We start from the raw sequence: 20,847 nt of genomic DNA, 5'->3' as shown, positions 1-20,847 counted from the left end.
GACCCGCGGATGCCGAGGCCGCGCGAACGCGGAGGTCACCCCGTCAGCGGCGACGCTCCAGCACGCCCGCGAGCCGCTCGAGCTGCGCCGGATCCTCGAGCGCGGAACCGACGGCGGCGACCCGCACCCCCGCGTCGAGGTACTCCTCGACGTTGCCGGCGTCGAGTCCGCCCGTGGCGACGAAGCGCACGTCCGGGAAGGGACCGCGGACGTGACGGAACCACCCCGGTCCGAGCCACGTCGCGGGGAACGCCTTCACCCAGTCGAGCCCCGCCGCGACGGCGGCCTGCACCTCCCCGGGCGTCGCGACGCCGGGAAGGATCGGGATCCCCACTTCGCCGGCAGCCCGCACGACGTCCGCATCCCACCCGGGACTCACGAGATACGCCGCGCCGGCCTCGACCGCCCGCCCCACCTGGTCGACCGAGATGATCGTGCCGGCGCCGACGCGCTTCCCCCGCGCACGTCCGGCGTCCACGACCGCGGCCAGAGCCTCGAGGTCCTCCGGCTGCTGCAGCGTCACCTCGACCGCGTCGAGACCGAGGTCCCACGCGCTCCCCGCGACCCGCAGCGAACGCTCGACCCCCATCCGCCGGAGGATCGCCATGAGCGGCGCCCCGTCGAACTCCCGGTCGAACCAGGATCCCGCCGACATCCCGGCGCCGTCCGACCTCACACCGTCCACCGTCACCACATCGTCCTCATTCCGCTCCGCCCCGCGTCGGGGCGTCGTCCTCGACCGTGTCTCCGGTCGTTCTCAGCACCAGCGCCGCGCGCGCGTGCCCTGCCTCCAGCCGGGCGCGTACGGGCGACCCCGACAGCCGCTCCGCGAGATACCCGCCCGCGAAGGCGTCACCGGCCCCCACCGGCTCAACGACCTCGACGCGGAGCGCCGGTGCATCGACCCGCTCGGCGCCGACGAACGCGGTCGCCCGGACGTCGGCATCCTTGATCACGAGCTCCGGCACCGCGGGGAGGAGCGCACGGATCTCCTCCGCCGTGCCGGTCCCCCACAGCGTCTCGGCCTCATCCCGTCCGACGAAGACGACGTCGGCCTGAACCGCCGCGGCGCGGAGGACGGGACCCGCGTCCGCCGCAGACCACAGCGCCGGTCGGTGGTTGACATCGAAGGACACCGGCACCCCCGCCGCACGGGCGCGCGTCATCACCCGATCGAGGAAGCGCGCGCACGACGCCGACAGTGCGGCCGTGATCCCCGACACGTGCACGAGGTCGACGCCCTCCCAGGAGAGCGCGTCGGCGTCCGCCGCGTCCAGGAAGCTCGCCGCCGATCCGCGGCGGTAGTAGACGACGCCGCGCCCCGGATCCTTCACGTAGAGACCGGTGGGGTGGTCGGCGTCGAACCGGACCGCGGAGACGTCGACCCCGCGCTCCGCGACCCGCCGGAGGACGCGGCGCCCGAGGGCGTCGTCCCCGAGGCGGCTGAACCAGCGCGCGCGATGACCTCGTGCGGCGACGTGTCCGGCGACGTTGGACTCCGCACCCCCGGCCTCGACGCGGAAGTCGTCCGCGTCCTCGACGGGGTCGCCGGCGCGCGACGTCACCATCGCCATGGTCTCCCCGATGCACAGAAGGGTGCGCGACCCGGCATCCGGCGTCATCGCAGGTCGGTGACGGGTGCCGCGTCCATGTCGTCGAAGGCCTGGTTCTCGCCCGCCATCGCCCAGACGAACGAGTAGGCGGCGGTCCCCACACCGGAGTGCAGCGACCACGAGGGCGAGATGACGGCCTGGCGGTCGGCCACCAGGAGGTGGCGGGTCTCCTGCCGCTCGCCCATGAGGTGGACGACGCGGGCGTCCTCGGGGAGGTCGAAGTAGAGGTAGCACTCGGTACGGCGGTCGTGCGTGTGCGCGGGCATGGTGTTCCACATCGAGCCCTCGTGGAGCTGGGTGACCCCCATGACGATCTGGCAGCTGCGCACGCCGTTCTCGTGGATGTACTGGTTGAGCGTCCGGCGGTTGGACGTGGCCTGGTCGCCGAGCTCGCGCACCGTTCCCTCTCCGGGCGACACCAGCGCCGCCGGATAGGCCGTGTGGGCGGGCGCCGAGAAGAGGTAGAACTGCGCGTTCCCCTCCTGGCCGGCGTCGGCGAAGACCACATCGCGGATGCCGCGTCCGAGGTAGAGGCACGCGCCGGGGACGAGCGTGTACTCCTCGCCGTCCGCGGTCACGGTGCCGGTTCCGCCGACGTTGACGATGCCGAGTTCGCGGTGCTCGAGGAAGAAGTCGCTGCGGATCTCGGGATAGCCCGTCAACGCCAGGGGCGAGCCCGCGGGCATGGCCCCGCCGAGCACGATGCGGTCGTGGTGGGTGTAGGTCAGCGAGATCTCGCCGGGCACGAAGACCTCGGGCACGAGGTAGGTGGCCCGGAGGCTCTCGGTGTCCATGCCGGGGATCTGGGCGGGGGAGGTCGCGTAGCGCTGCTGCATGATCGTGTCCTTCGGGGTGGGGAGAGAGGAGAGGGGGGTCATCGGACGAGCCAGCCGCCGTCGACGGGGATCACGGCGCCGGTGACGTAGGCGGCCGCATCCGAGGCGAGGAAGACGAAGACGCCCTGCACGTCCTCGGCGGTGCCCCAGCGTCCGGCCGGGATACGCTGCAGGATCGACGCCGCCCGGTCGGCATCCGCCCGGAGAGGGGCGGTGTTATCGGTGGCCATGTAGCCCGGGGCGACGGCGTTGACGGTGACGCCCTGCGCCGCCCATTCGTTGGCGAGCGCCTTCGTGAGGCCCGCGACGGCGTGCTTGGACGCCGTGTAGGACGGGACCAGGATGCCGCCCTGGAACGACAGCATCGAGGCGACGTTGATGATGCGCCCCGATCCGCGCGCGAGCATGTGCCGACCGGCCGCCTGGGAGAGGTGGAAGACCGCGTCGAGATTGACCGCGAGAACGTCGTCCCAGTCCTGCACCGGGTGCTCCGCGGCCGGCGCGCGCCGGATGGTCCCGGCGTTGTTGACGAGGATGTCCACGGCGCCGAGTTCGGCGATCGCCTCGTCGACCGCGGCGGCAAGGTCTTCGGCGGTCGCGGTGGTGAGGTCCCGGCGGATGCGGTGGACCCGCCGCCCCGTCGCCGCGACCGCGGCGGCCGTCTCGTCGGCGTCCCCCCGGTCCAGCAGCACGAGGTCCGCGCCCGCTTCGGCGAGACCGACGGCGATCGCCTGCCCGAGGCCGCGGCGGGAGCCGGTGACGAGGGCGACCTTGTCGGTGAGATCGAACGTGTCCAGGATCATGCGGCGACCTCCGAGTCGACGGGAGCGGATGCGGCGACGAACCGCGTGGTGAGGGCGCCGATCCGCGAGATGCGCACGGTCACCGCGTCGCCGTCGGCGAGCGGACGGTGCGCGGCCTGCGCCGCGGGGAGCTTCTGCGGCGTCCCGGTGGTCACGACGTCGCCGGGGTGCAGCGTCATCACCTGACTCAGGTGGTGGATGACGAAGGCCACGCTGAAGACGGTGGTGGCCGTGGACTGCGAGACCGTCGTCACGCCGTCCCGTTCGACCTCGACGAGCAGATCCTGCGGGTCGCCGACCTCGTCGGGGGTCACGATCCAGGGCCCGAGGGGCGCGAATCCGTCGGAGCACTTCCCCAGCGCCCACTGGCTCTGCCGCCGCTGCCACGCCCGCTCGGACACGTCGTTGAGGATCGTGTAGCCGCCGACGTGGTCGAGCGCATCGGCGAGGGCGACGTCGCGCGCAGTGCGCCCGATCACGATCGCGAGCTCGCCCTCGTAGTCCACGTCCGTCGCGGCGCGCGGGATACGCACCGCCTCGTTCGGCCCGGCCAGGGTATTGGCCGTCTTGACGAAGACGTCCGGGAAGGCGGGATCGTCGGCGGTGGGATCCGCGCCGTCCGGGATGTGCCCGCGGTAGTTGTAGCCGAGGCACAGGATCTTCCCGGGGACGACCGGCGCGGCGAGCGCGGTCGGGTCGAGACGGGGCAGATCGGCCGCATCGGCCTCGGAGCCCGCTCGACGCGCCCGCTCCCGCAGATGGGGGTCGGCGAGGATCGCGGCGACGTCGCCGGCCAGGTGCCCGAGAGCGAGCACGCGGTCTCCCTCCGGCGTCGGGAGGATCAGGATCGGCTCCTGTCCTGTCGGGGTCGTCAGCGACGCGAACCTCACCAGTACTTCTCCCACCCGGGCACCGACACGCGCACCAACGCCTCGAGGTAGAAGTAGTCGCCCCACAGGGTGCCCTCGTCCACGCCGACGTCCTTCGGGAGGTCGTACACGGAGTGCCGGAGGAGCGCATCGGAGCTCTCCGCGGGGTCGGGCGCGTACCGCTCGATGAGCGAGGCGAGGATCGCGTGCGCGCGCTCGGTCCATTCGACGGCGAGATCGGCATCCGTCTCCACCTGCGCGAGCTCGAGGAGTCCGCAGACAGCGATCGCGGCGGCGGAGCTGTCGCGCGGGGCGTCGCTGCCGTCGGTGTAGACCATGTCCCAGTAGGGCACGTCGTCGGCCGGGAGGTGCGCCAGGAAGTATCGCGCCGAACGTCGCGCCGCATCGAGGAGACCCTCGTCGCCGGTGGCGGCGAAGTTCATCGCGAACCCGTAGATGCCCCACGCCTGTCCGCGCGCCCAGCAGGACTCGTCGAACGCGCCCTGCTCGGTCGCGCCACGGAGGGGCTCCCCGGTCTCGGCGTCCCAGTAGAAGGTGTGGAAGGTCGAGTCGTCCGCGCGGAAGATGTGGGTACGCAGCTGTGCCGTGTGCCGGCGCACCGCGTCGGCGAACGCGGGGTTCCCGCTCTGCTCGCCGGCCCACGTCAGCAGCGGCATGTTCATGAGGCTGTCGATGATCGTCCGCCCGCGCTGCGCGGGATCGGATAGATCCCCCCACGCCTGCAGGATGCCGGCCGGCTCGAGGAACCGGGTCATGAGCGTCTCCGCCGCTTCGAGCGACACCACGCGCGCCGCCTCGTCGTCGGTGAGACGCCAGGCCGCCACCGTGGACAGCGTGTAGAGGAAGCCGAGATCGTGGGTGTCGAGATCCTCGCCCGCGTGCAGGCGTCGCGCGAAGTCGTCCACGTCGCGTTCGGCGCCCGCCCGGAAGGCTTCGTCGCCGGTGAGCTCCCACGCGAGCCACAGGGTCCCGGTGCGGAAGCTTGTCGTCCAGCCGCGGTTCCCCCCCTCGGGGATGCCGTTCTCCGCGGGGCGGAGGAGGTACCGGTCCGAGACGGTGGTGTCGCCGGGGTAGGCGCCGCCGAACCGGTCGAGGTTGCGGCGGACGGTGGACAGCGCCGCCTCGACGGCGGCCTCCACCGTGCCGATGCCCAGGGTGGGCGTAACAGACGTCATTGCAGGATCCTTCGTTCGAGGGAGGTCGGAGGGGTGCTCACGCCGTCGCCGGGTCGGCGACGGGATCGAGGTCGAGCACCGGGCGCAGGGTGAAGCGGGAGTTGGTCCACGCGAAGTACAGGACGGCGGATGCGGTCACCCCGAGCCCGATCGCGGGGGCGGTGGCGAACACGGCGACCTGCACGGCGAGCGCACCCAGGGATGCGGCGGTGAGGTACCAGCGCCGCGTCCCGAGGACGAGCGCCGCGCGGAGGACGTCGACCGCCCGGGCGTGCGGCACCTCGGCGACCGCGACGAGCGACAGCAGCCCCGCCATGAGCGTCAGGACAGCCAACACCGCCAGCACCGGCACCGTCACGACGGAGACCGGGCTGTCGGCCAGCACGCGCACGTCGACGACGAGGATCAGCACCACGGCCGTGACCGCGACACCGATGACGAGCGCGGCCCGCCACGTCTCGCGGAGCCCCCGCGCGAAGGCGCGGAGGGGCCCGAGGTCACCGGAGACGTGCTCGCGGAAGGCGCGGAACGCCGCCGCCACCCCGGGCGCCGCCAGCGGCGCGGCCACCGCGAGCAGCGGCCAGGAGCGCGCGGGGTCGGTCGTCACCAGGAGCACCACGAGGGGCAGCGCCGTCACCAGGAGGGCGAGGTTGGTGACCAGGATCAGGAAGACGAACCCGATGATCCCGCTGATCACGTCGTGTCGGAAGAAGCGGCTCATCGCTCAGCCCTTCAATCCGCTGGTCGCGATGCCCTCGACGAAGTACTTCTGCCCGAGGAGGAAGATGATCGCGATGGGGACGATCGAGATCGTCAGCCCCGCGAACAGCAGCGCGTAGTTGGTGTCGTACAGGTTGGACACGAAGCTCTGGAGACCGAGCTGGATCGTCCACAGGTCGGGGTTGCGCAAATAGATGAGCGGTCCGAGGTAGTCGTTCCACGTCGAGACGAAGGTGAGGAGCGTCAGGCTCGCGAGCGCCGGGATCGACAGCGGCAGCATGATGCGCCGCCAGATCGCGTACTCGCTGAGCCCGTCGAGGCGCGCCGCCTCGGACAGCTCCTCGGGGATGGTCTCGTAGAACTGTTTCATCAGGAACACGCCGAAGGCGCCGAAGGCCTGCAGCAGGATGATCGACCAGAGCGTGTTTGACACCTGCATGTTCGACAGCAGGATGAACTGCGGGATCATGTACGACTGCCACGGCACGGCGATGGTGCCGACGTACAGGAGGAAGAGCACGTCGCGTCCGGGGAAGCGCACGCGGGCGAAGCCGTACGCGGCGAACGACCCGGTGAGCACCTGCAGGAACGTCACCACGACCGCCAGGAACAGGGTGTTCCGGATCCAGGTCAGCATGTTCGACCGGGTCCAGATGTCGATGTAGTTCTGCCACACGATCGTGTCCGGGAACCACGTGATCGGCACCGAGAAGACCTCGTTCGCCGACTTCAGCGAGCTCATCACCATCCAGAAGAACGGGGTGAGCAGACCGATCGCGAAGACGATCAGCGCGACGTACATGAGCGCCCGCGCCACGCGACGGCGCGGCGAGAGGCGATCCGCCGGGGCGGGAGCGGCGTCGCCGAGCTTGCGGAGCGCGCGGCGCTGCGCGGGCGGCGGGGCGAACTCCGAGACGAGGATCTCGGCATCCTTCTGAATCTGGTCGGTCATCAGATGCTCCGCTTCTTGTTCCAGAGGAACTGCGCGACGGTCACGGTGATGCAGAGGAAGAAGAGGGCCACGGCGGCCGCGGAGGCGTAGCCGAACTGGCTCTCCTCGAAGCCCTTGCGGAAGATGAACTGCGACAGCACGAGCGTCGACTGCCCCGGACCGCCGTCGGTCATGACGAGGATGAGGTCGAAGATCTTGAACGAGTTGATGGTGAGCATCACCGTCACGAAGAACATGGTCGGGCGCAGGCAGGGCAGGGTCACGTTGACGAACCGCTCCCAGACGTTCGCCCCGTCGACGCGGGCCGCCTCGTGGAGCTCGCGCGGCACGGTTTGCAGCCCCGCGAGGAAGAGGATCATGTAGTAGCCCATGTCGCGCCACGTGCCGACGATCACGACGGCGGGCATCGCCCACTCGGGCGAGGTCAGCCACCCGGGCGGATTCTGGATGCCGATGAAGCGGAGCATCTCGTTGATCGGGCCGTAGTCGGGGCTGAAGAGCAGGTTCCACACCACGGCGATCGCCACGATCGAGGTGATGTAGGGGAAGAAGGCGGCGGTGCGGAAGAAGGCCACGCCGCGCAGCTTGTTGTTGAGCAGCAGCGCGAGTCCGAGCGCGACGACGATCGTCAGCGGGATGTGCAGCGCCGCGTAGTAGAGCGTATTGAGGAAGGCGATCCGGAAGCTGCCGTCGCCGAGGAGGCGCTCGAAGTTCTCCAGGCCCACCCAGTCGGCTCGGCCGAAGACGTTCCAGTTCGTGAACGCCATGTAGAAGAGGATCAGGATGGGCACGAGCGTGAGCAGCCCGAAGCCGAGGAAGTTCGGCAGGATGAAGCTCCAGCCGACCATCGTGTTGCGCAGGCGCATCTTCGAGCGGCGGCGCGCCGGCGAGGGCGGTGCAGCAGGCGGGGCGGTGACAGTCGCCATGTCGGATCTCCGATGAGAAGGGGCGAGGAAGAGGGGGTGCTGCCCGGCGGAGGCGGCGCGACCGCCGGGCAGCGAAGGGATCAGCCCTGAGGGACCTCGTTGGCCACGCGCTCCTGCGCTTCGGCGATGCCGTCCTCGACCGACGTCGAGCCGGACAGGATCGCCGAGTGCATGTCGCCCAGGATGCCCTGGATCGCCGCGGTGCGGTTGGACGTGGGGTTCTCGGGCAGGACCTCGTGGGTGGAGAAGGCGAACAGCGACAGCTCATCGGTGGGCGCACCGTCGACGGCGAAGTACGTCTCGACGACCGGGTCGGTGAGCAGGGCCGGCGTGATGCCGATCTCGGCGAGGATCTGCGCGCCCTCTTCGCCCGCCGCGAAGGCGAGGAAGTCCTTGGCGGCCTCGACCTTCGACTCGTCGATCGCGGCGTTGATGCCGAAACCGGTCGGGTCGCCGAAGGTGACGGGGACGTTGTCGGTGCCGGCGGTGGAGGCGCTCTCCTGGGGGATCGGCGCGATGCCCCACTCGAAGTCCTGAGCGTCGCCCGAGGCCTGCTGGGCGATGAGGGTCGCGACGTACCACGTGCCCATCGGCAGCATCGCGGCCTTCTGCGTGCCGAACTCGCCCTGGTAGGTGAGCTGGTTCGCGCCGGCGGTGTTGAAGTCGATCTGCGCGCCGGCGTCCTGCATGTCCAGCACCCGCTGGTAGTAGGGCGCCAAGTAGCCGTACTCGCCCTCGAGGATGTCGGAGCCGGTCTGCGCGTTCGCGAAGCCCTGGACCGTCGACTGCCAGGAGTGCTGGTACGCACCACGGGCGTCCATGCCCGCACCGGTGAGGCCCGCGGTCAGCTCTTCGGCCGCGGCCTCGTAGTCGTCCCACGTCCAGGACCCGTCGGGGTAGTCGACGCCCGCGGCGTCGAACATCGCCTTGTTGTAGAAGAGGACCCACGAGTCGTTGCGGTAGGGCACGGCGTACGTGGCGCCGTCGACCTCGTAGGACCCGGCGCCGCTGATGCCGTCGGGAAGCTCCACGTCCGACACGTCGAGGAGCTGGCCGCCCTCGACGAAGGTCGGGACGAACTTCACCTCTTTCTGGGTGATGATGTCGGGGCCGCTGCGGGCGGCCAGGTCGGCGGTGAGCAGCGTGTTGTACTCGGCGGCGTCGTAGCCCATGAGCTCGACCGTCACGTCGGGGTTCTGCTCGGTGAAGGCGTCGGCGAGCGCCTGGAACTCGGGGGTCGTGTCCAGGCTCCAGCCCGACAGGGTGAGGGTGATCGGCCCGTCAGCGGGGGCTGCCTCGCCACTGCCGCCGCCGCTGCACGCGGCGAGCGAGAGCGACGCGACGACGGCCATACCGGCGGCGGCGACGTGGGTGCGCTTCATTGTGGATGTACTCCTTTGTAGGTGCGGGCCCACCATCGGGCCCCTCGGGATCACCGGTTCGCGGGCGGCGCGACGCCGGGGTGTGTCAGGCGACTCGTGGTCGCCGTTCCATCGGGCCAGGTGACCGCGACGGAGGTCTGTGCGTCGTCGACGACGGCGCTTCCGACGGTCCCCCACGATCGGGAGGACCTGCCGGTGAGTTCGATGAGCACGGCGTACCAGTGCTCGGCGCGGGCGGCGAACGTGAGCGTGGGGACGACGGCCTCGGGCCCGAGCGGGCTGGCGTCGGCGCGGACGTCGAAGGCCGGGACGGCACCGTCGCTCAGGGCACGGATGCCGCTGCGACGGTCGCCCGCGAACGCCCACGCGCCCGAGCCCGCATCGGCCCCGGCCGGGAGCAGCGCCTGCTCGACCGCGTCGGCCGCGAGCGCCCATCCCCCGATCCGCAGCTGGCGCGGTTCGGTGGTCGCGGCCGGCTCGGTCAGCCGGACGAGGCGGACCTCCCACGGACCGCGGACGATCGAGTGGACGAGCATGGTGCCGGCCACCTCGACCGCGCCCGCCAGCCCCGAGCCGTGCTGGGCGGCGGAGCGGACCGGCGTGATCCAGTGGGGGCGGCAGAGGGAGGACGCGACACCCACGCGCGCATCGCCGTGGCCCTGCACCTCCACACCCAGGAGCTGCATCGCGGCACGGTGCGTGGCACGACCGCGTCGGTCGACGAGCGTCACCGACTGCTCAACCGGGTCTTCCCACGCGCGCTCGTCGAGCAGGGGGGAGGTCGTGGTGGAGTAGCCGATCCGCGCGTACAGCGGCGAGTCGCCGACGAGCGCACCCTCCGGCGCGTGATCGGTGCCGTGGTTGATCACCCGCACGATCCCGTCCTCGCGCGTCGCGGAGACGATCCAGCCCGCCGCGCGGACCGCGCGCAGTTCATCCGCCTGCGCGATGGGGAGCGGTTCGACCGGCGCGGCCCAGACGGGGTGGTCTCCGGGGAGGAGGATGCCGAGCAGACCCTTGACCGCCCAATACGGCGACCCCGGGCCCGAGTACGACTGGGCCAGCGCACGCCACGGACCGTGCCATCCGAGATCCAGCACGCCCTCCGCGTTCGGAACGCCGTGCTCGACGAAGTGCGAGACGACCGCCGTGGCCGCACCGCGCAGGCGCCCGAGCGGGACCGAGGGCACCTCGGCCAGCACACCGGCCCAGAAGGGCGCGGCCGCGGCGAAGCGGTAGATGAGGCTGCGGCCCTGGATGAGGGGCGAGCCGTCGCCGCCGACGAGGTGCACGGCATCCTGGAGGAATCGATCCAGTCGGGCGACGTCGGCGTCATGGCGCGGCGCGGCGAGATCCATCGCGCCCTGCATGCGCGACCAGAGCATCGGGTAGACGTGCAGCGCCCAGCCGACGTAGTGGTCGTACGAGCGCTCGATCCCATCCGAGATCCAGCCGTCCTCCCGCACGAGGGAATCGTGGAGCGCGAGGTCGGCGGCGATGTCGGCCTCCGACCAGGGGCCACCCACGGAGCGCAGGAAGGTCTGCACGACGACCCGGAACCACAGCCAGTTCGTGCGCGGGTAGGTGTCGTCGCCGACGACGGGCGCGAGGTAGGCGATCACGCGCGCCTGCGTCGCCTGATCGAGACGGTCCCAGATCCACGGCCGAGTCATGTCGAGGCCGAGGGCGAGCGAAGCGGCCTCCACCTTGGCCTGCGCGTGCTCGTCGAGGCGCACCCAGCGGTCCGGCGCGAGGGGGTCGACGCCGGCGACGATCCCGCGCCGGAAGTCCTCCGCGAGGTCCTCGGTCCCGATGCCGCGCGATCCGGCGATGCGGAAGGCGGCCAGGAGGAAGGTCCGCGCGAAGCCTTCGAGTCCGTCGACGTCCGCCCCGTACCCGCCCTCGGCGCCCGGGTAGGTGATCCGCGCACCTCCCGGCGAGGCGAACCCGCGCGCGGCGGTCAGCAGGCGGTCGGCGAGTGCGAGCCAGTGGTCCCGCGTCCACGCCGCGTCCGCGCGCTCACGCGGCGACACGGACGGTATCGCGGCGGTGGGGTGCGATGGAACCGGCATTGGCTCTCCTGGGACGTTCTTCTCTGAAGCGAACGTTTGGGAGCGTAGCAACCCATTTCGTTCATTGCAAGAGCGTTCTGGAGCGCCTATGATCGTTTTTGGTTGCTTTGCCGGATCGGTGCAACAGCCAACGATCTCACGGCGGCTCGACGAGGAGGATGCATGGAGCACACGGTGGCAGGGTCGCGGGGAGGCGTCCGGGCGCTGATCTGGGGCGATCTTCCGATGCCGGATGTCGAGGCCGCGCTCGCGCGGATGCTCGTCGACCCCGCCGAGGCGCTCCCCGTCCCGGCCGCCGCCGATCGCGCCGCCTGGGGCGCATCGGGAACCGCGGACCCGACCACTCGGGCCCTCGTCACGGCGGAGGCCGAGGCCGAACGGGGCACTCCGTGGCCGCAGCCGCTCGCGAGCGGCGCTGCGCGCCTCCACCTCGACGGCGACCGCGACGGGTGGGAGCAGCTCGCGTTCGCCCGTCAGCGGCGGCTCAGTCGCGCCGCGATCGCTGCCGCGACGACCGCCGACGTTCGGTGGCTGGCCGAGGTGCTGGACGGGATCTGGCTCCTCTGCGAGCAGAGTTCCTGGTGCTGGCCGGCGCATGATGACGCCTTCGCGCGCGGCGGCAGCGTGCTCCCCGACGTCGACACGCCGTTCCTCGACCTCGGCTCGGGAGAGGTCGCCGGGCAGCTCGCCTGGATCGACCATCTCCTCGGCCGCGAGCTGGACGCCCGGTATCCCGGCATCCGGGCACGCATCCGACGCGAGGTTCGCGTGCGCGTCCTCGGGCCGTTCCTCGAACGGCGCGACTGGCACTGGCTCGGAGAGCCCGGCGACGCCCACAACTGGAATCCCTGGATCCACGGCAACGTCCTCGTCGCGGCGCTGCGGCTGATGGACGACCCGGCCGACGCGGCGGAGCGCGCCCGGATCATCGCCCTCGTCGTCGACGGGATGGACCGCTACGTCACCTCCCTCCCCGCCGACGGGGCGATCGACGAGGGCTACGCCTACTGGTGGAACGGGGCCTGCCGCGCGCTCGAGGCGCTCGAGCTGCTGTTGCACGCCACGCGCGGCGGCGTCGACGCCTTCCCCCTCCCCGCCCTGCGCGAGACCGTCGCCTTCCCGCATCGGATGCATCTCGGCGGAGCGTGGTACCTGAACCTGGCCGACGGGCAGGCCCGGCCTCCCGCCGAACAGCCCTGGCACGCGCTCCACCGTGCGGCCACGCGCGTGGGCGACGCCGATGCCGCCGCCCACGCGGCCTCCCACCGGCGGCCCGGCACCCCCGCGGCATCCGTGCACGAGGGACTCGGGCGCCTCCTCATGGGGATGACCGACGCGGCCTGGCTCGCTGCGACCGAAGCGCACGCACCCCTCCCCGCCGAGGTGTGGCTCCCGTCGACGCAGGTGCTCGTCGCCCGAGAACGGGCGGGAAGCGCGCACGGACTCACGCTGGCGGTGAAGGGCGGGCACAACGGCGAGAACCACAACCACAACGACGTGGGCTCGTTCGTCGTCGCCGTCGACGGCGTGCCGGTCGTCGTCGATGCGGGCCGCCCGACGTACACGAAGGACACCTTCGGGCCTCGCCGATACGACATCTGGACGATGCAGAGCGGGTGGCACAACGTCCCCGTGATCGACGGCGGCGAGCAGCTCTCCGGCCGGGAGCACGCGGCAACCGCCGTGGACGTGGCGCGGGATGCCGCGGGGGTGGAAATGTTCCTCGAGCTCTCCGGCGCCTACCGCGACGCCGCCGGCTGGTCGCGGACCGCGCGACTGGATCGGGCCGCCCGGACGGTGACGATCCGGGACGTCCGCGCGACGCCGCGCCCCGGCGCCACCGGAAGCGAGGTGCGCATGCTGGTCGCGGGCGAGGTGGAGCTCGACGACGACGGCGCCGTCATTCGCCCGCTGGAGGGTGCGCGAATTGTACGCCTACGGTGGAACCCGAAGGTCACGGCGACGGCGACGGTGCGTCCGCTCGACGATCCCCTGCTCACCGACGTGTGGGGGCACCGGCTGACCCGGATCGATCTCCCCCTGGGAGACGGCACGGAGGCCACTGTCACGATAGAACTGGACCACGCGAGCACGGAGGACCCCCGATGACCGACCAGATGCCGGCCCTGCTCGCCGCCGAGCGCCGCGCCCACGTCCTGGCCGCCCTCGAGCGCGACGGCGCGGTGCGGGTGGCGACGCTGATGGACGAGCTGGGCGTGGCCCCCGTGACGCTGCGGCGCGACCTCGCCCAGATGGAGCGCGAGGGCCTGCTGGTGCGGGTGCACGGCGGCGCCGTCCCACCGCCGGCGGGCAGCGCGAGCGCGGGCCCCGCGCCCTCCGCCACGCCGACGACGGCGACCGGCTCGCTTGCGATGCTCGTCCCCTCGCTGAACTACTACTGGCCGGGAGTGGTCCGCGGCGCGGAGATCGAGGCGCAGCGACACGGGCTCGGGCTCCTCCTGCGCGGCGCGTCCTACGAGCTGCAGGACGAGCGTCCCGTCCTCGAGCGCCTCGTGCACCGTGACGATGTCCGCGGGCTCATCGTCGCGCCGAACACCGACACCCTCCACGCCCAGGATGTCGTCCAGTGGCTCGCCGACTCGGGGGTTCCGAGCGTCCTGGTCGAGCGCGACGCCGTGCTCCTCCCCGATCGCGCGCCGGTCGAGTCGGTGACGACGGACCATGCGCTGGGAGCGGTCCTCGCGGCACGCCATCTCGCCGCTCTCGGACACCGCCGGGTGGGGCTGATCATCTCCCGCGAATCCCCCACCTCCCGCAAGATCGTCGCGGGGTGGCACGCGGCCTGCCGCGAGCTCGAGCTGACGCAGAGCGACCACTTCGAGTCCGTCCTGCCCCCGCGCACCAGCGCGGACTTCTCGGCCGCCGTGGATGCCGCCCTGGACACCGCGCTGTCACAGGGGGTCACCGCCCTGGTGGTGCACTCCGATCCGGAGGCGATGGCCTTCGTCGACCTCGCACTGAACCGCGGGATCTCCGTCCCCGAGGACCTCTCGATCGTCGCCTACGACGACGAGGTGGCCGAGCTGTTCACGCCCGCCCTCACCGCCGTCTCCCCGCCGCGCGCGTCGGTCGGGGCGGCCGCCGTCGATCTCCTCGCCCGGCGCCTGGAGGACCCGAGCCGTCCGGTCCACCGGGTCGTGCTCAGCCCGACGCTGAACGTCCGCGGTTCGACGGCGTCGCCGCGGCGCCCCTGATCCGCGCCGATCGCACGCCGAAGGGGGTGGAGACCCGGTTCTCCACCCCCTTCGGCGTCCGTGCTCAGCCGCAGGATGCCGCGCTGACGGCGATCTCCTCCGACTGACGGATCTGCTCGCCGTCCCGGTCACCGCTCGAGACGACGGTCACCGACGCGTCCTCGATCGACGGGGCCCGAGTCGAGAAGGCGATCGAGGATCGCTTCCCCGGCTGGATCGTCAGGGTCTTGCTCCCCCACGGCGTGGTCATCTCGGTGCGCACCGGCACGGTGTCGTCGTTGCCCGTCGTGACCGTGACGAGGATCTTGCCCGCGAGGCACCGCGTCGTGGTCGACGCCGTGACCGCGAGGGTCGGCGGCGCCGGGGCGGTGACGTCGGCGACGGCGATCCAGCTGAGGACGGGATCGGCCGTTCCGGCGCCGCGCGCGGCACGGAAGAGGACCTCGGTGGGCTCGTCCAGGGTGAACCGGATCGTCGATCGCCCCTGGGGGGTCCCCGCCGACAGTGCCACCGGGTCGCCCGTGATCACCTCGTCGCCGACGGTCACGCTGGGCTGGACCTCCCGGGTCACCCCCCACCACTCGTAGTACCCCGAGGTGAGCTCGAACTCTCCCGCAGGGAGCGAGAGGCGATAGTCGATGGAACCCCCGGCGCTGGCCCACCATCCGGTGCTGCGGGAGATGTCCCATGTCCCCGGGACGCGCGCCTTCGCACCGACGAATCCGGCACCGGAGTCGATCGGGTTCACCAGACCCCACCCGGTCTCCTCGGTGTAAGGCGCATCGGCCGACGCGTTGCGCAGCTCCTCCCCGCGGAGGGCCCGCACCGCGGCATGCGCGGGAGAGTCCACCCCGGCGTTCGAGGCGTTGTCGCCTTCGACCCCGGCCGCGTCGATGAAGTAGACCGTGCGCGCGGGGATCGTCTCCACCGTCAGCGAGACCGGGACACCGGCGGCGACACCGGCCACCCGCGAGGTCGTGAAGGCCTCACCGGCGACGGCCGTCCCCGACCACTGGACCGGAACCTCCTGCTGAGCGCCGCTGACCGTGGCCAGCGCGACCTGCTCCGGGAGCACCGGCTCTTCGCCGACCTCGACGGCGATGCGGTAGTCGGCGAGCGGCAGGTACGCCACCTCCACGAGGTCCGCGAGCGCCTCCTCGACCGCCGCGACGGCGGCGTCGAGCTGCTCCTGCGTCGCGCTCGGGTCGGTGTAGACCGCCCGCGCCTCGAGCCCGACGGCGCGCAGGTTCTGCCACGACTCCGCGGTGTACGCGCGACTCGAGGTCGCCCCCGCCCGCTCGAGGACCTCCTCCAGCGGTGCCCGGTCGACCGGGTCGGCCGGCGGGTCGTTGATGGCCACCCAGCTGAGCGCGGGGGACTCCGTGCCCCCGGCACCGGAGACGGTGAACGTCACCGTCGTGGGCTGGTCGAGGGTGAACGCACCGCGGAGCACCGTCGAGGTTCCGAGCGAGCCGTTCGGGAACGCGTGCGCGCCGATGTCGACCGTGCGTGCCTGGCCCCCGGCATCCGTGTAGGAGACCGTCGTGGCGACCCGGCGGGTCCGGTTCGTCCCGGGATTCCACCATTCGGTGTGGCCGGAGGCGATCTCGTGCGTACCCGCGGGCAGCGCGAACCGGTAGACGATCGGGGTCGACGCGGAGGAGGAGTACCAGCCCGTCTCGCGCATCTTGTCGTAGGGGGAGACGTTCAACCGCCCCTTCCCGCTGTACGACCCCACGCGTCCCCACCCGGATGCGTCGGAGTAGACGCCGTCGGCGGTGGTGTTGACGAGCCCATCCCCGCGAGCGGCGCGGACGGCCGCGTGTGCCGTCGCGTCGCCCGGGGCGTTCGCGTCGACGAAGTACCGCACGCCGGCGGGGATCACCTCGACGAACGCGCTGACCGCGAGCGAGGGGTTGCCCTCGAAGACGCCGTCGATCTTGACCAGCGCGTACGCCGTGCCGAACTGCGAGGGCGTCGCCGTCCAGCGCACCGGGGCGTCGATCGTCTCGCCGGCCTCGCTGCGTGCTTCCACGGTCGCCGGGAGGTCGGGGACCTGTCCGAGCGTCGTCGCCGTGCGGGGCAGGGTCTCGAGGACCTCGACCGGGCGCTCGCTCGGATCGACGGGGCCGCCGGACGCGCCACCGCGCACGACGTCGACGCCGTCGAGGACCAGCGTTCCCGACGCCACGGTCACCGTGACCTCGTGCGGACCGTCGGCCAGACCCCGCAGCCAGTACGACGTCTGGCGGTTGCCGACGGGACCGACCGCGACCGTCCGCGCGGGCTCGTCGTCGACCACGATCGACAGGGTCGCCGCACCGGTCGCACCGATCAGGTTGAACCCGGTCCCCTCGAAGGCGAAGGATGCCGAGCGCCCGGTCGCGAGGACGTGCTGCGTGCGGTTCAGGTGGGCGTACCCCGCCTGGGTGAACGAGAAGCCCTGCGGGTAGGAGATCCGCGCATCCGCGTCGTCGATCTTCACGCCCTCCCAGGAGCGGCCCTCGATCGGGGCGATCGCGAGGTCGTCGAAGGAGGTGTTGTAGTAGCCGCTCAGGAGCGAGATCCGGCCGGCCATGGTCGGGTTCGGCGCGGTGTCCGCGTAGACGGTCAGCGTCTCGCCGTCCAGGGTCACCGTGATGATGTTCTCGTCGGCCGAGACCTCCAGGGTGTGCCAGGCGGCGGCGTCGAAGAGGAACACCGAGCCCGATGCGACCGTGGACCCGAGCTTGCGCAGCTCCCAGCGGCCGTCGGCGTGCACGCGGGCGGCGTAGGTCGCGAGATCGGCGCCTTCGGCCACCACCTGCCGCACGCCGAGGCCCGCGAAGTTCTCCAGCGACGCGTCGCGCACGACCTCGTCGAGGCGGAAGTCCACCGAGGCGGTGTAGTTCGTCCAGGAGTGGTCACCCAGCACCGTCGCGGGGTTCGCGGTCGACGGGTTCCGCTGGGACCCGTCGCCCCACACGTTCCACGTGTAGCCGCGGTTGTCGGCGTGGATCCGCTGCTGCAGGACGTTGCCGCGGTCGCCCTCGCCCGCGACCACCTCGAACGCGCCGTTCTGGTCGGCGGTGTAGCGGGGCGTCCCGCCGCGTCGGGTGACGTAGTCCATCTCGACGCCGTTGACGGTCTCCAGCGCGTAGTCGGCGTACTCGAAGTCATCGGCGTAGGGCAGGGCGAGGACGGAGTCCTCCACCGGTGCCGCGTAAAGGTCGGGCGCGTACTCGGTCGTCGACCCGTGGATGCCGCGCGGGAGCGTCGACAGCGTGACGATGGAGTAGGGCTGCACCTGCACCTGGTAGACGTGATGGTCGACGCCGTCGATCGTCTCGGTGCGGACGGGCACCACCTTGCCGATGTTCTGGAAGTGGTTCGCGTCGTAGGCCTCACCGGCGTCGGGGCCGCGGGTCTCCCACACCGACAGCGGGGTGTCGGCATCCGTTCCGAGCGCCGCCACCTTCACCTCGAAGTTGCGGGTGGTGGAGGTGTTGTTGGCGTGGACCTGCGAGAACTCCAGGTCCTCGCCGGCGGCGACCTGCGCCTCGGGCGTCCGCAGCGTCAGGATGGTGCGGGTGGACGTGTCGACGACCGTTCCGCCGTCGCCCTTCGCCCCGTCCCCGCCCGATGCTCCCTCGATGTACTCCCAGCCGTCGTCCATGAACTGCATGAAGTGGCGCACGACGGTGATGCCGACGCCGCCCTCGTAGTAGCCGGACCACGGGTCGGAGGCGCGGATCAGGTGCTTCGGGGAGTACTGGGACCCCTCGTACATCGCGCTGACCGCGGGCTGGAACAGGAAGGTGGTCATGTGGCCGGGGTGCGGCTCGGTGCCGCTCCACCGGTAGGCGTTGATGAACCGGTCGGCGATGTCGACCGCGCCGACGGTTCCGCCGATGCCGCCGCGGGCCGGGTCGGCGTTGATGCGGTACTCGGGATCGATCATCGGCGCGACGCCCTCGGAGTACAGCACCTCCATCCCGAACTCCTTGTTCAGGCGGGTGAGCGCCGGGTCGCCGGCGATGTCGTAGTGGTAGCCGATGGCGTCCACCTGCTCGAGGGCGGCGGGGCTGGCGAGGATCGCGCGCGAGACCGCGCCGACGTTGCGGTACGAATCCAGCGCCACGATCTTGATGTCGCTGTAGTCGTACCGGGCACCGTCGGCCTCGGCATCCCGCTCGAGGCGCTCGGCGAAGTCGACCGTCCATGCAAGCTCCGAGCCGATGTAGTTGGCGTGGACCTCGTTCTGCGACGGGCTGAGGTAGTCGAACTCGACGCCGTAGGTGTCGTACGCGGCGTCGATCGTCTCCTTGTACCACTGGTAGCGGAGGTCGGCTTCCCCGCGCGTCCAGGACGGCTCGCCCCAGCGGAGGGCTTCGACCTCGATGTCGGGGTTGATGCTCTGGGCGTCGGCGATGAAGTGGAATCCGGCACCGCGCAGGACGTTCGCCGGCTCGTCGGCGGAGCGCTTCGTGGCCGGTTCCGCGCCGGAGGAGGTGTTGTTGTCGGCCCCGAGCTCGACCTTGATGTGCTTCAGCCCCGCACCGGTGTCGGGGTCGAAGAGCAGGTGCATGATGCGCCAGTAGACGTCGGGCTGCTCTTCCTTGTAGTCCAGCAGCAGGTTCGAGGTGTTGTTGCACGACACCGAGCCGAAGCCGCCGAAGGTGTTGAAGGGCAGGCCTGCGGCGTCGCGCTCGACGTCGTCGCCGTGGACAAGCACCTCCGCCCACTCGGCCACGTCCTCGTAGGTGAGGGTGGGCAGCTCGTCGAGTGCCGGCGGTGCGCCCCCGACGGGCGCGCCGGCGACGGATGCCGGAACGACGGATGCCGGAGCGGCCGGTGCCGCGGCGGCGGGTGTCAGGGGGATCAGGACGGTACCCAGGGCGACGGCGAACGCGGTGAGCGCAGCGGTCGTCCGGGCCGATGACAGCGGTGTCATGGGACTTCCTCGTCGATGAGAGACACAGGGGGACGTCAGTCAGGAAAACAGAGGCGGGCGCTGCGACCAACCGGAACGATCCGACTCGACCATGCTCGCTCGCACTCGAACACCACCCGCGCGGCCAGCGCAGTGTTTCCGCGAACATGCCCGGCGGGACTAGGGTCGGGGCGAACGTATTCGCACACCATCCCACGGGATCGAAGGAGATCCGAGGTGTCCCCCACTCCCCCGCCGCCGGCCTTCGGTCTCACCCGACGCGAACGCATCCTCGATGAGCTCCACCGCAGCGGCAGCGTCCGCGTTTCCGATCTCGCCCGCGATCTCGGCGTCGCAGAGCTGACCGTCCGACGCGACATCGGCGCGCTCGCCGACCAGGGACTGCTCACCCGCGTGCACGGCGGCGCGACGCTGCGGAGCGCTCTGGACACCAGCATCCCGCAGCGCCGCGCGGCGGGACCCCCGAAGTACCGCGTGGGGATGATCGTGCCGTCGCTGTCGTACTACTGGCCGCAGATCATCCTGGGGGCTCGTGCCGCGGCATCCGCCACGGGCGTCCAGCTCGTCCTCCGCGGCGCGAGCTACGCGGTCGACGACCAGCGTCGCCAGATCGCCTCGCTCCTGGACGGGGAGAGCCTCCACGGACTCATCGTGGCGGCCGAGACCTCCGGCCCCGAGGGGGCAACCCTCCTGCAGTGGCTGGACGACATCCCGCTCCCCGTCGTCCTCGTCGAACGCCACGCGCCGTCGGCGCTCGGGCTCACCCGCGTGGAGTGGGTCACCTCCGACCATGTGGTCGGCGGAACCCTCGCCGCGCGCCACCTCGCCGAGCGCGGCCACCGCCGGGTGGGTCTACTCACGTCCCCGGGATCGCCGACGTCCGCGCCCCTCCGCAAGGGGTGGAAGCGCGCGGTCCGCGAGCTGGGCCTCGTGGCGACCGTGGACAGCTCGGCCGCCCTCGACACGCTCGCCGGAGCCGGCCGCGAAGCGGAGATCGATCGGATCCTCGACGAGTGCCGGCGCACGGGGACGACGGCGCTGACCATCCACTCCGATCCTCAGGCGGTGCTCTTCCAGCAGCACGCACGAGACCGGGGCTGGAACCTCCCCGCGGACCTCGCGATCGTCGCGTACGACGACGAGGTCGCCGAGAGCGCGGAACCGCCGATCACGGCGCTGCGCCCGCCGAAGCAGCAGGTGGGGCGCCTCGCGGTCGAGACGATGGCGGCGCGACTCGCGGACGGTCGGCGGCGGCCGGTGCAGCGCACGTACCTCCTCCCCGAACTGCGGCGCCGCGAATCCACCGCGCGCTGACTCCGGTCGGGCCCGC

The 20,847-nt window shown here is 71.6% G+C and carries 15 protein-coding genes; 3 read left to right on the top strand and 12 right to left on the bottom strand.

All coding sequences use genetic code 11. From position 1 onward, the window contains the following. Positions 1-43: 43 nt before the first annotated feature. The 11 genes from KZC50_RS04980 to KZC50_RS04930 form a co-directional block, all read right to left on the bottom strand. Positions 44-694 (bottom strand): bifunctional 4-hydroxy-2-oxoglutarate aldolase/2-dehydro-3-deoxy-phosphogluconate aldolase, encoded by a 651-nt coding sequence (locus KZC50_RS04980; protein WP_310890828.1) that lies wholly within the window; start codon positions 692-694, stop codon positions 44-46. A 7-nt stretch (positions 695-701) separates the two neighbouring features. Beyond that, complete coding sequence (locus KZC50_RS04975; RefSeq protein ID WP_310890827.1) at positions 702-1,622, bottom strand: sugar kinase; 921 nt, start codon at positions 1,620-1,622, stop codon at positions 702-704. After that, positions 1,619-2,491, bottom strand: coding sequence for a 5-dehydro-4-deoxy-D-glucuronate isomerase (gene kduI, locus KZC50_RS04970; protein ID WP_310890826.1), 873 nt, complete (start codon positions 2,489-2,491; stop codon positions 1,619-1,621). Before kduI ends, KZC50_RS04975 begins: the two co-directional genes overlap by 4 nt. After that, positions 2,488-3,252, bottom strand: a complete 765-nt coding sequence (kduD, locus tag KZC50_RS04965) for a 2-dehydro-3-deoxy-D-gluconate 5-dehydrogenase KduD (protein WP_310890825.1) — start codon at positions 3,250-3,252, stop codon at positions 2,488-2,490. The genes kduI and kduD overlap by 4 nt, the downstream gene beginning before the upstream one ends. Beyond that, entirely contained in the window at positions 3,249-4,142 is an 894-nt protein-coding gene (locus KZC50_RS04960) for a fumarylacetoacetate hydrolase family protein (RefSeq protein WP_310890824.1), read from the bottom strand. Before KZC50_RS04960 ends, kduD begins: the two co-directional genes overlap by 4 nt. Further along, complete coding sequence (locus tag KZC50_RS04955; protein WP_310890823.1) at positions 4,139-5,317, bottom strand: glycoside hydrolase family 88 protein; 1,179 nt, start codon at positions 5,315-5,317, stop codon at positions 4,139-4,141. The genes KZC50_RS04960 and KZC50_RS04955 overlap by 4 nt, the downstream gene beginning before the upstream one ends. A 37-nt stretch (positions 5,318-5,354) precedes the next feature. Beyond that, a complete protein-coding gene (locus KZC50_RS04950) occupies positions 5,355-6,038 on the bottom strand; it encodes a ferredoxin-NADPH reductase (protein WP_310890822.1) in 684 nt (227 codons plus the stop codon). A gap of 3 nt (positions 6,039-6,041) precedes the next feature. After that, complete coding sequence (locus KZC50_RS04945; RefSeq protein WP_310890821.1) at positions 6,042-6,989, bottom strand: carbohydrate ABC transporter permease; 948 nt, start codon at positions 6,987-6,989, stop codon at positions 6,042-6,044. Further along, on the bottom strand, positions 6,989-7,915 hold the full coding sequence (locus KZC50_RS04940; RefSeq protein ID WP_310890820.1) for a carbohydrate ABC transporter permease: 927 nt from the start codon (positions 7,913-7,915) through the stop codon (positions 6,989-6,991). The genes KZC50_RS04945 and KZC50_RS04940 overlap by 1 nt, the downstream gene beginning before the upstream one ends. An 80-nt stretch (positions 7,916-7,995) precedes the next feature. Further along, the gene (locus KZC50_RS04935; RefSeq protein ID WP_310890819.1) at positions 7,996-9,297 is read right to left on the bottom strand and encodes an ABC transporter substrate-binding protein; all 1,302 of its coding nucleotides are present in this window, start codon (positions 9,295-9,297) and stop codon (positions 7,996-7,998) included. A gap of 50 nt (positions 9,298-9,347) precedes the next feature. Beyond that, positions 9,348-11,369, bottom strand: a complete 2,022-nt coding sequence (locus KZC50_RS04930) for a DUF2264 domain-containing protein (protein ID WP_310890818.1) — start codon at positions 11,367-11,369, stop codon at positions 9,348-9,350. A 162-nt stretch (positions 11,370-11,531) separates the two neighbouring features. Here KZC50_RS04930 and KZC50_RS04925 point away from each other — a divergent pair, with 162 nt between their 5' ends. Together KZC50_RS04925 and KZC50_RS04920 are read left to right on the top strand one after the other, a co-directional pair. After that, entirely contained in the window at positions 11,532-13,478 is a 1,947-nt protein-coding gene (locus KZC50_RS04925; protein ID WP_310890817.1) for a heparinase II/III domain-containing protein, read from the top strand. After that, positions 13,475-14,584, top strand: coding sequence for a substrate-binding domain-containing protein (locus KZC50_RS04920; protein WP_310890816.1), 1,110 nt, complete (start codon positions 13,475-13,477; stop codon positions 14,582-14,584). Before KZC50_RS04925 ends, KZC50_RS04920 begins: the two co-directional genes overlap by 4 nt. A 64-nt stretch (positions 14,585-14,648) precedes the next feature. On the opposite strand, the gene KZC50_RS04915 is transcribed toward KZC50_RS04920, so the two are convergent. Further along, on the bottom strand, positions 14,649-19,517 hold the full coding sequence (locus tag KZC50_RS04915) for an Ig-like domain-containing protein (RefSeq protein ID WP_310890815.1): 4,869 nt from the start codon (positions 19,515-19,517) through the stop codon (positions 14,649-14,651). Positions 19,518-19,733: 216 nt separating this feature from the next. Here KZC50_RS04915 and KZC50_RS04910 point away from each other — a divergent pair, with 216 nt between their 5' ends. After that, a complete protein-coding gene (locus KZC50_RS04910; protein ID WP_310890814.1) occupies positions 19,734-20,831 on the top strand; it encodes a substrate-binding domain-containing protein in 1,098 nt (365 codons plus the stop codon). The last annotated feature ends 16 nt before the right edge of the window (positions 20,832-20,847 follow it).

The organism is Microbacterium aurantiacum, assembly GCF_031625015.1.
Taxonomy (GTDB): Bacteria; Actinomycetota; Actinomycetes; order Actinomycetales; family Microbacteriaceae; genus Microbacterium; species Microbacterium aurantiacum.
The sequence above is the reverse complement of the archived record's forward strand: the minus strand, read 5'-3'. Positions and strand labels throughout refer to the sequence as shown.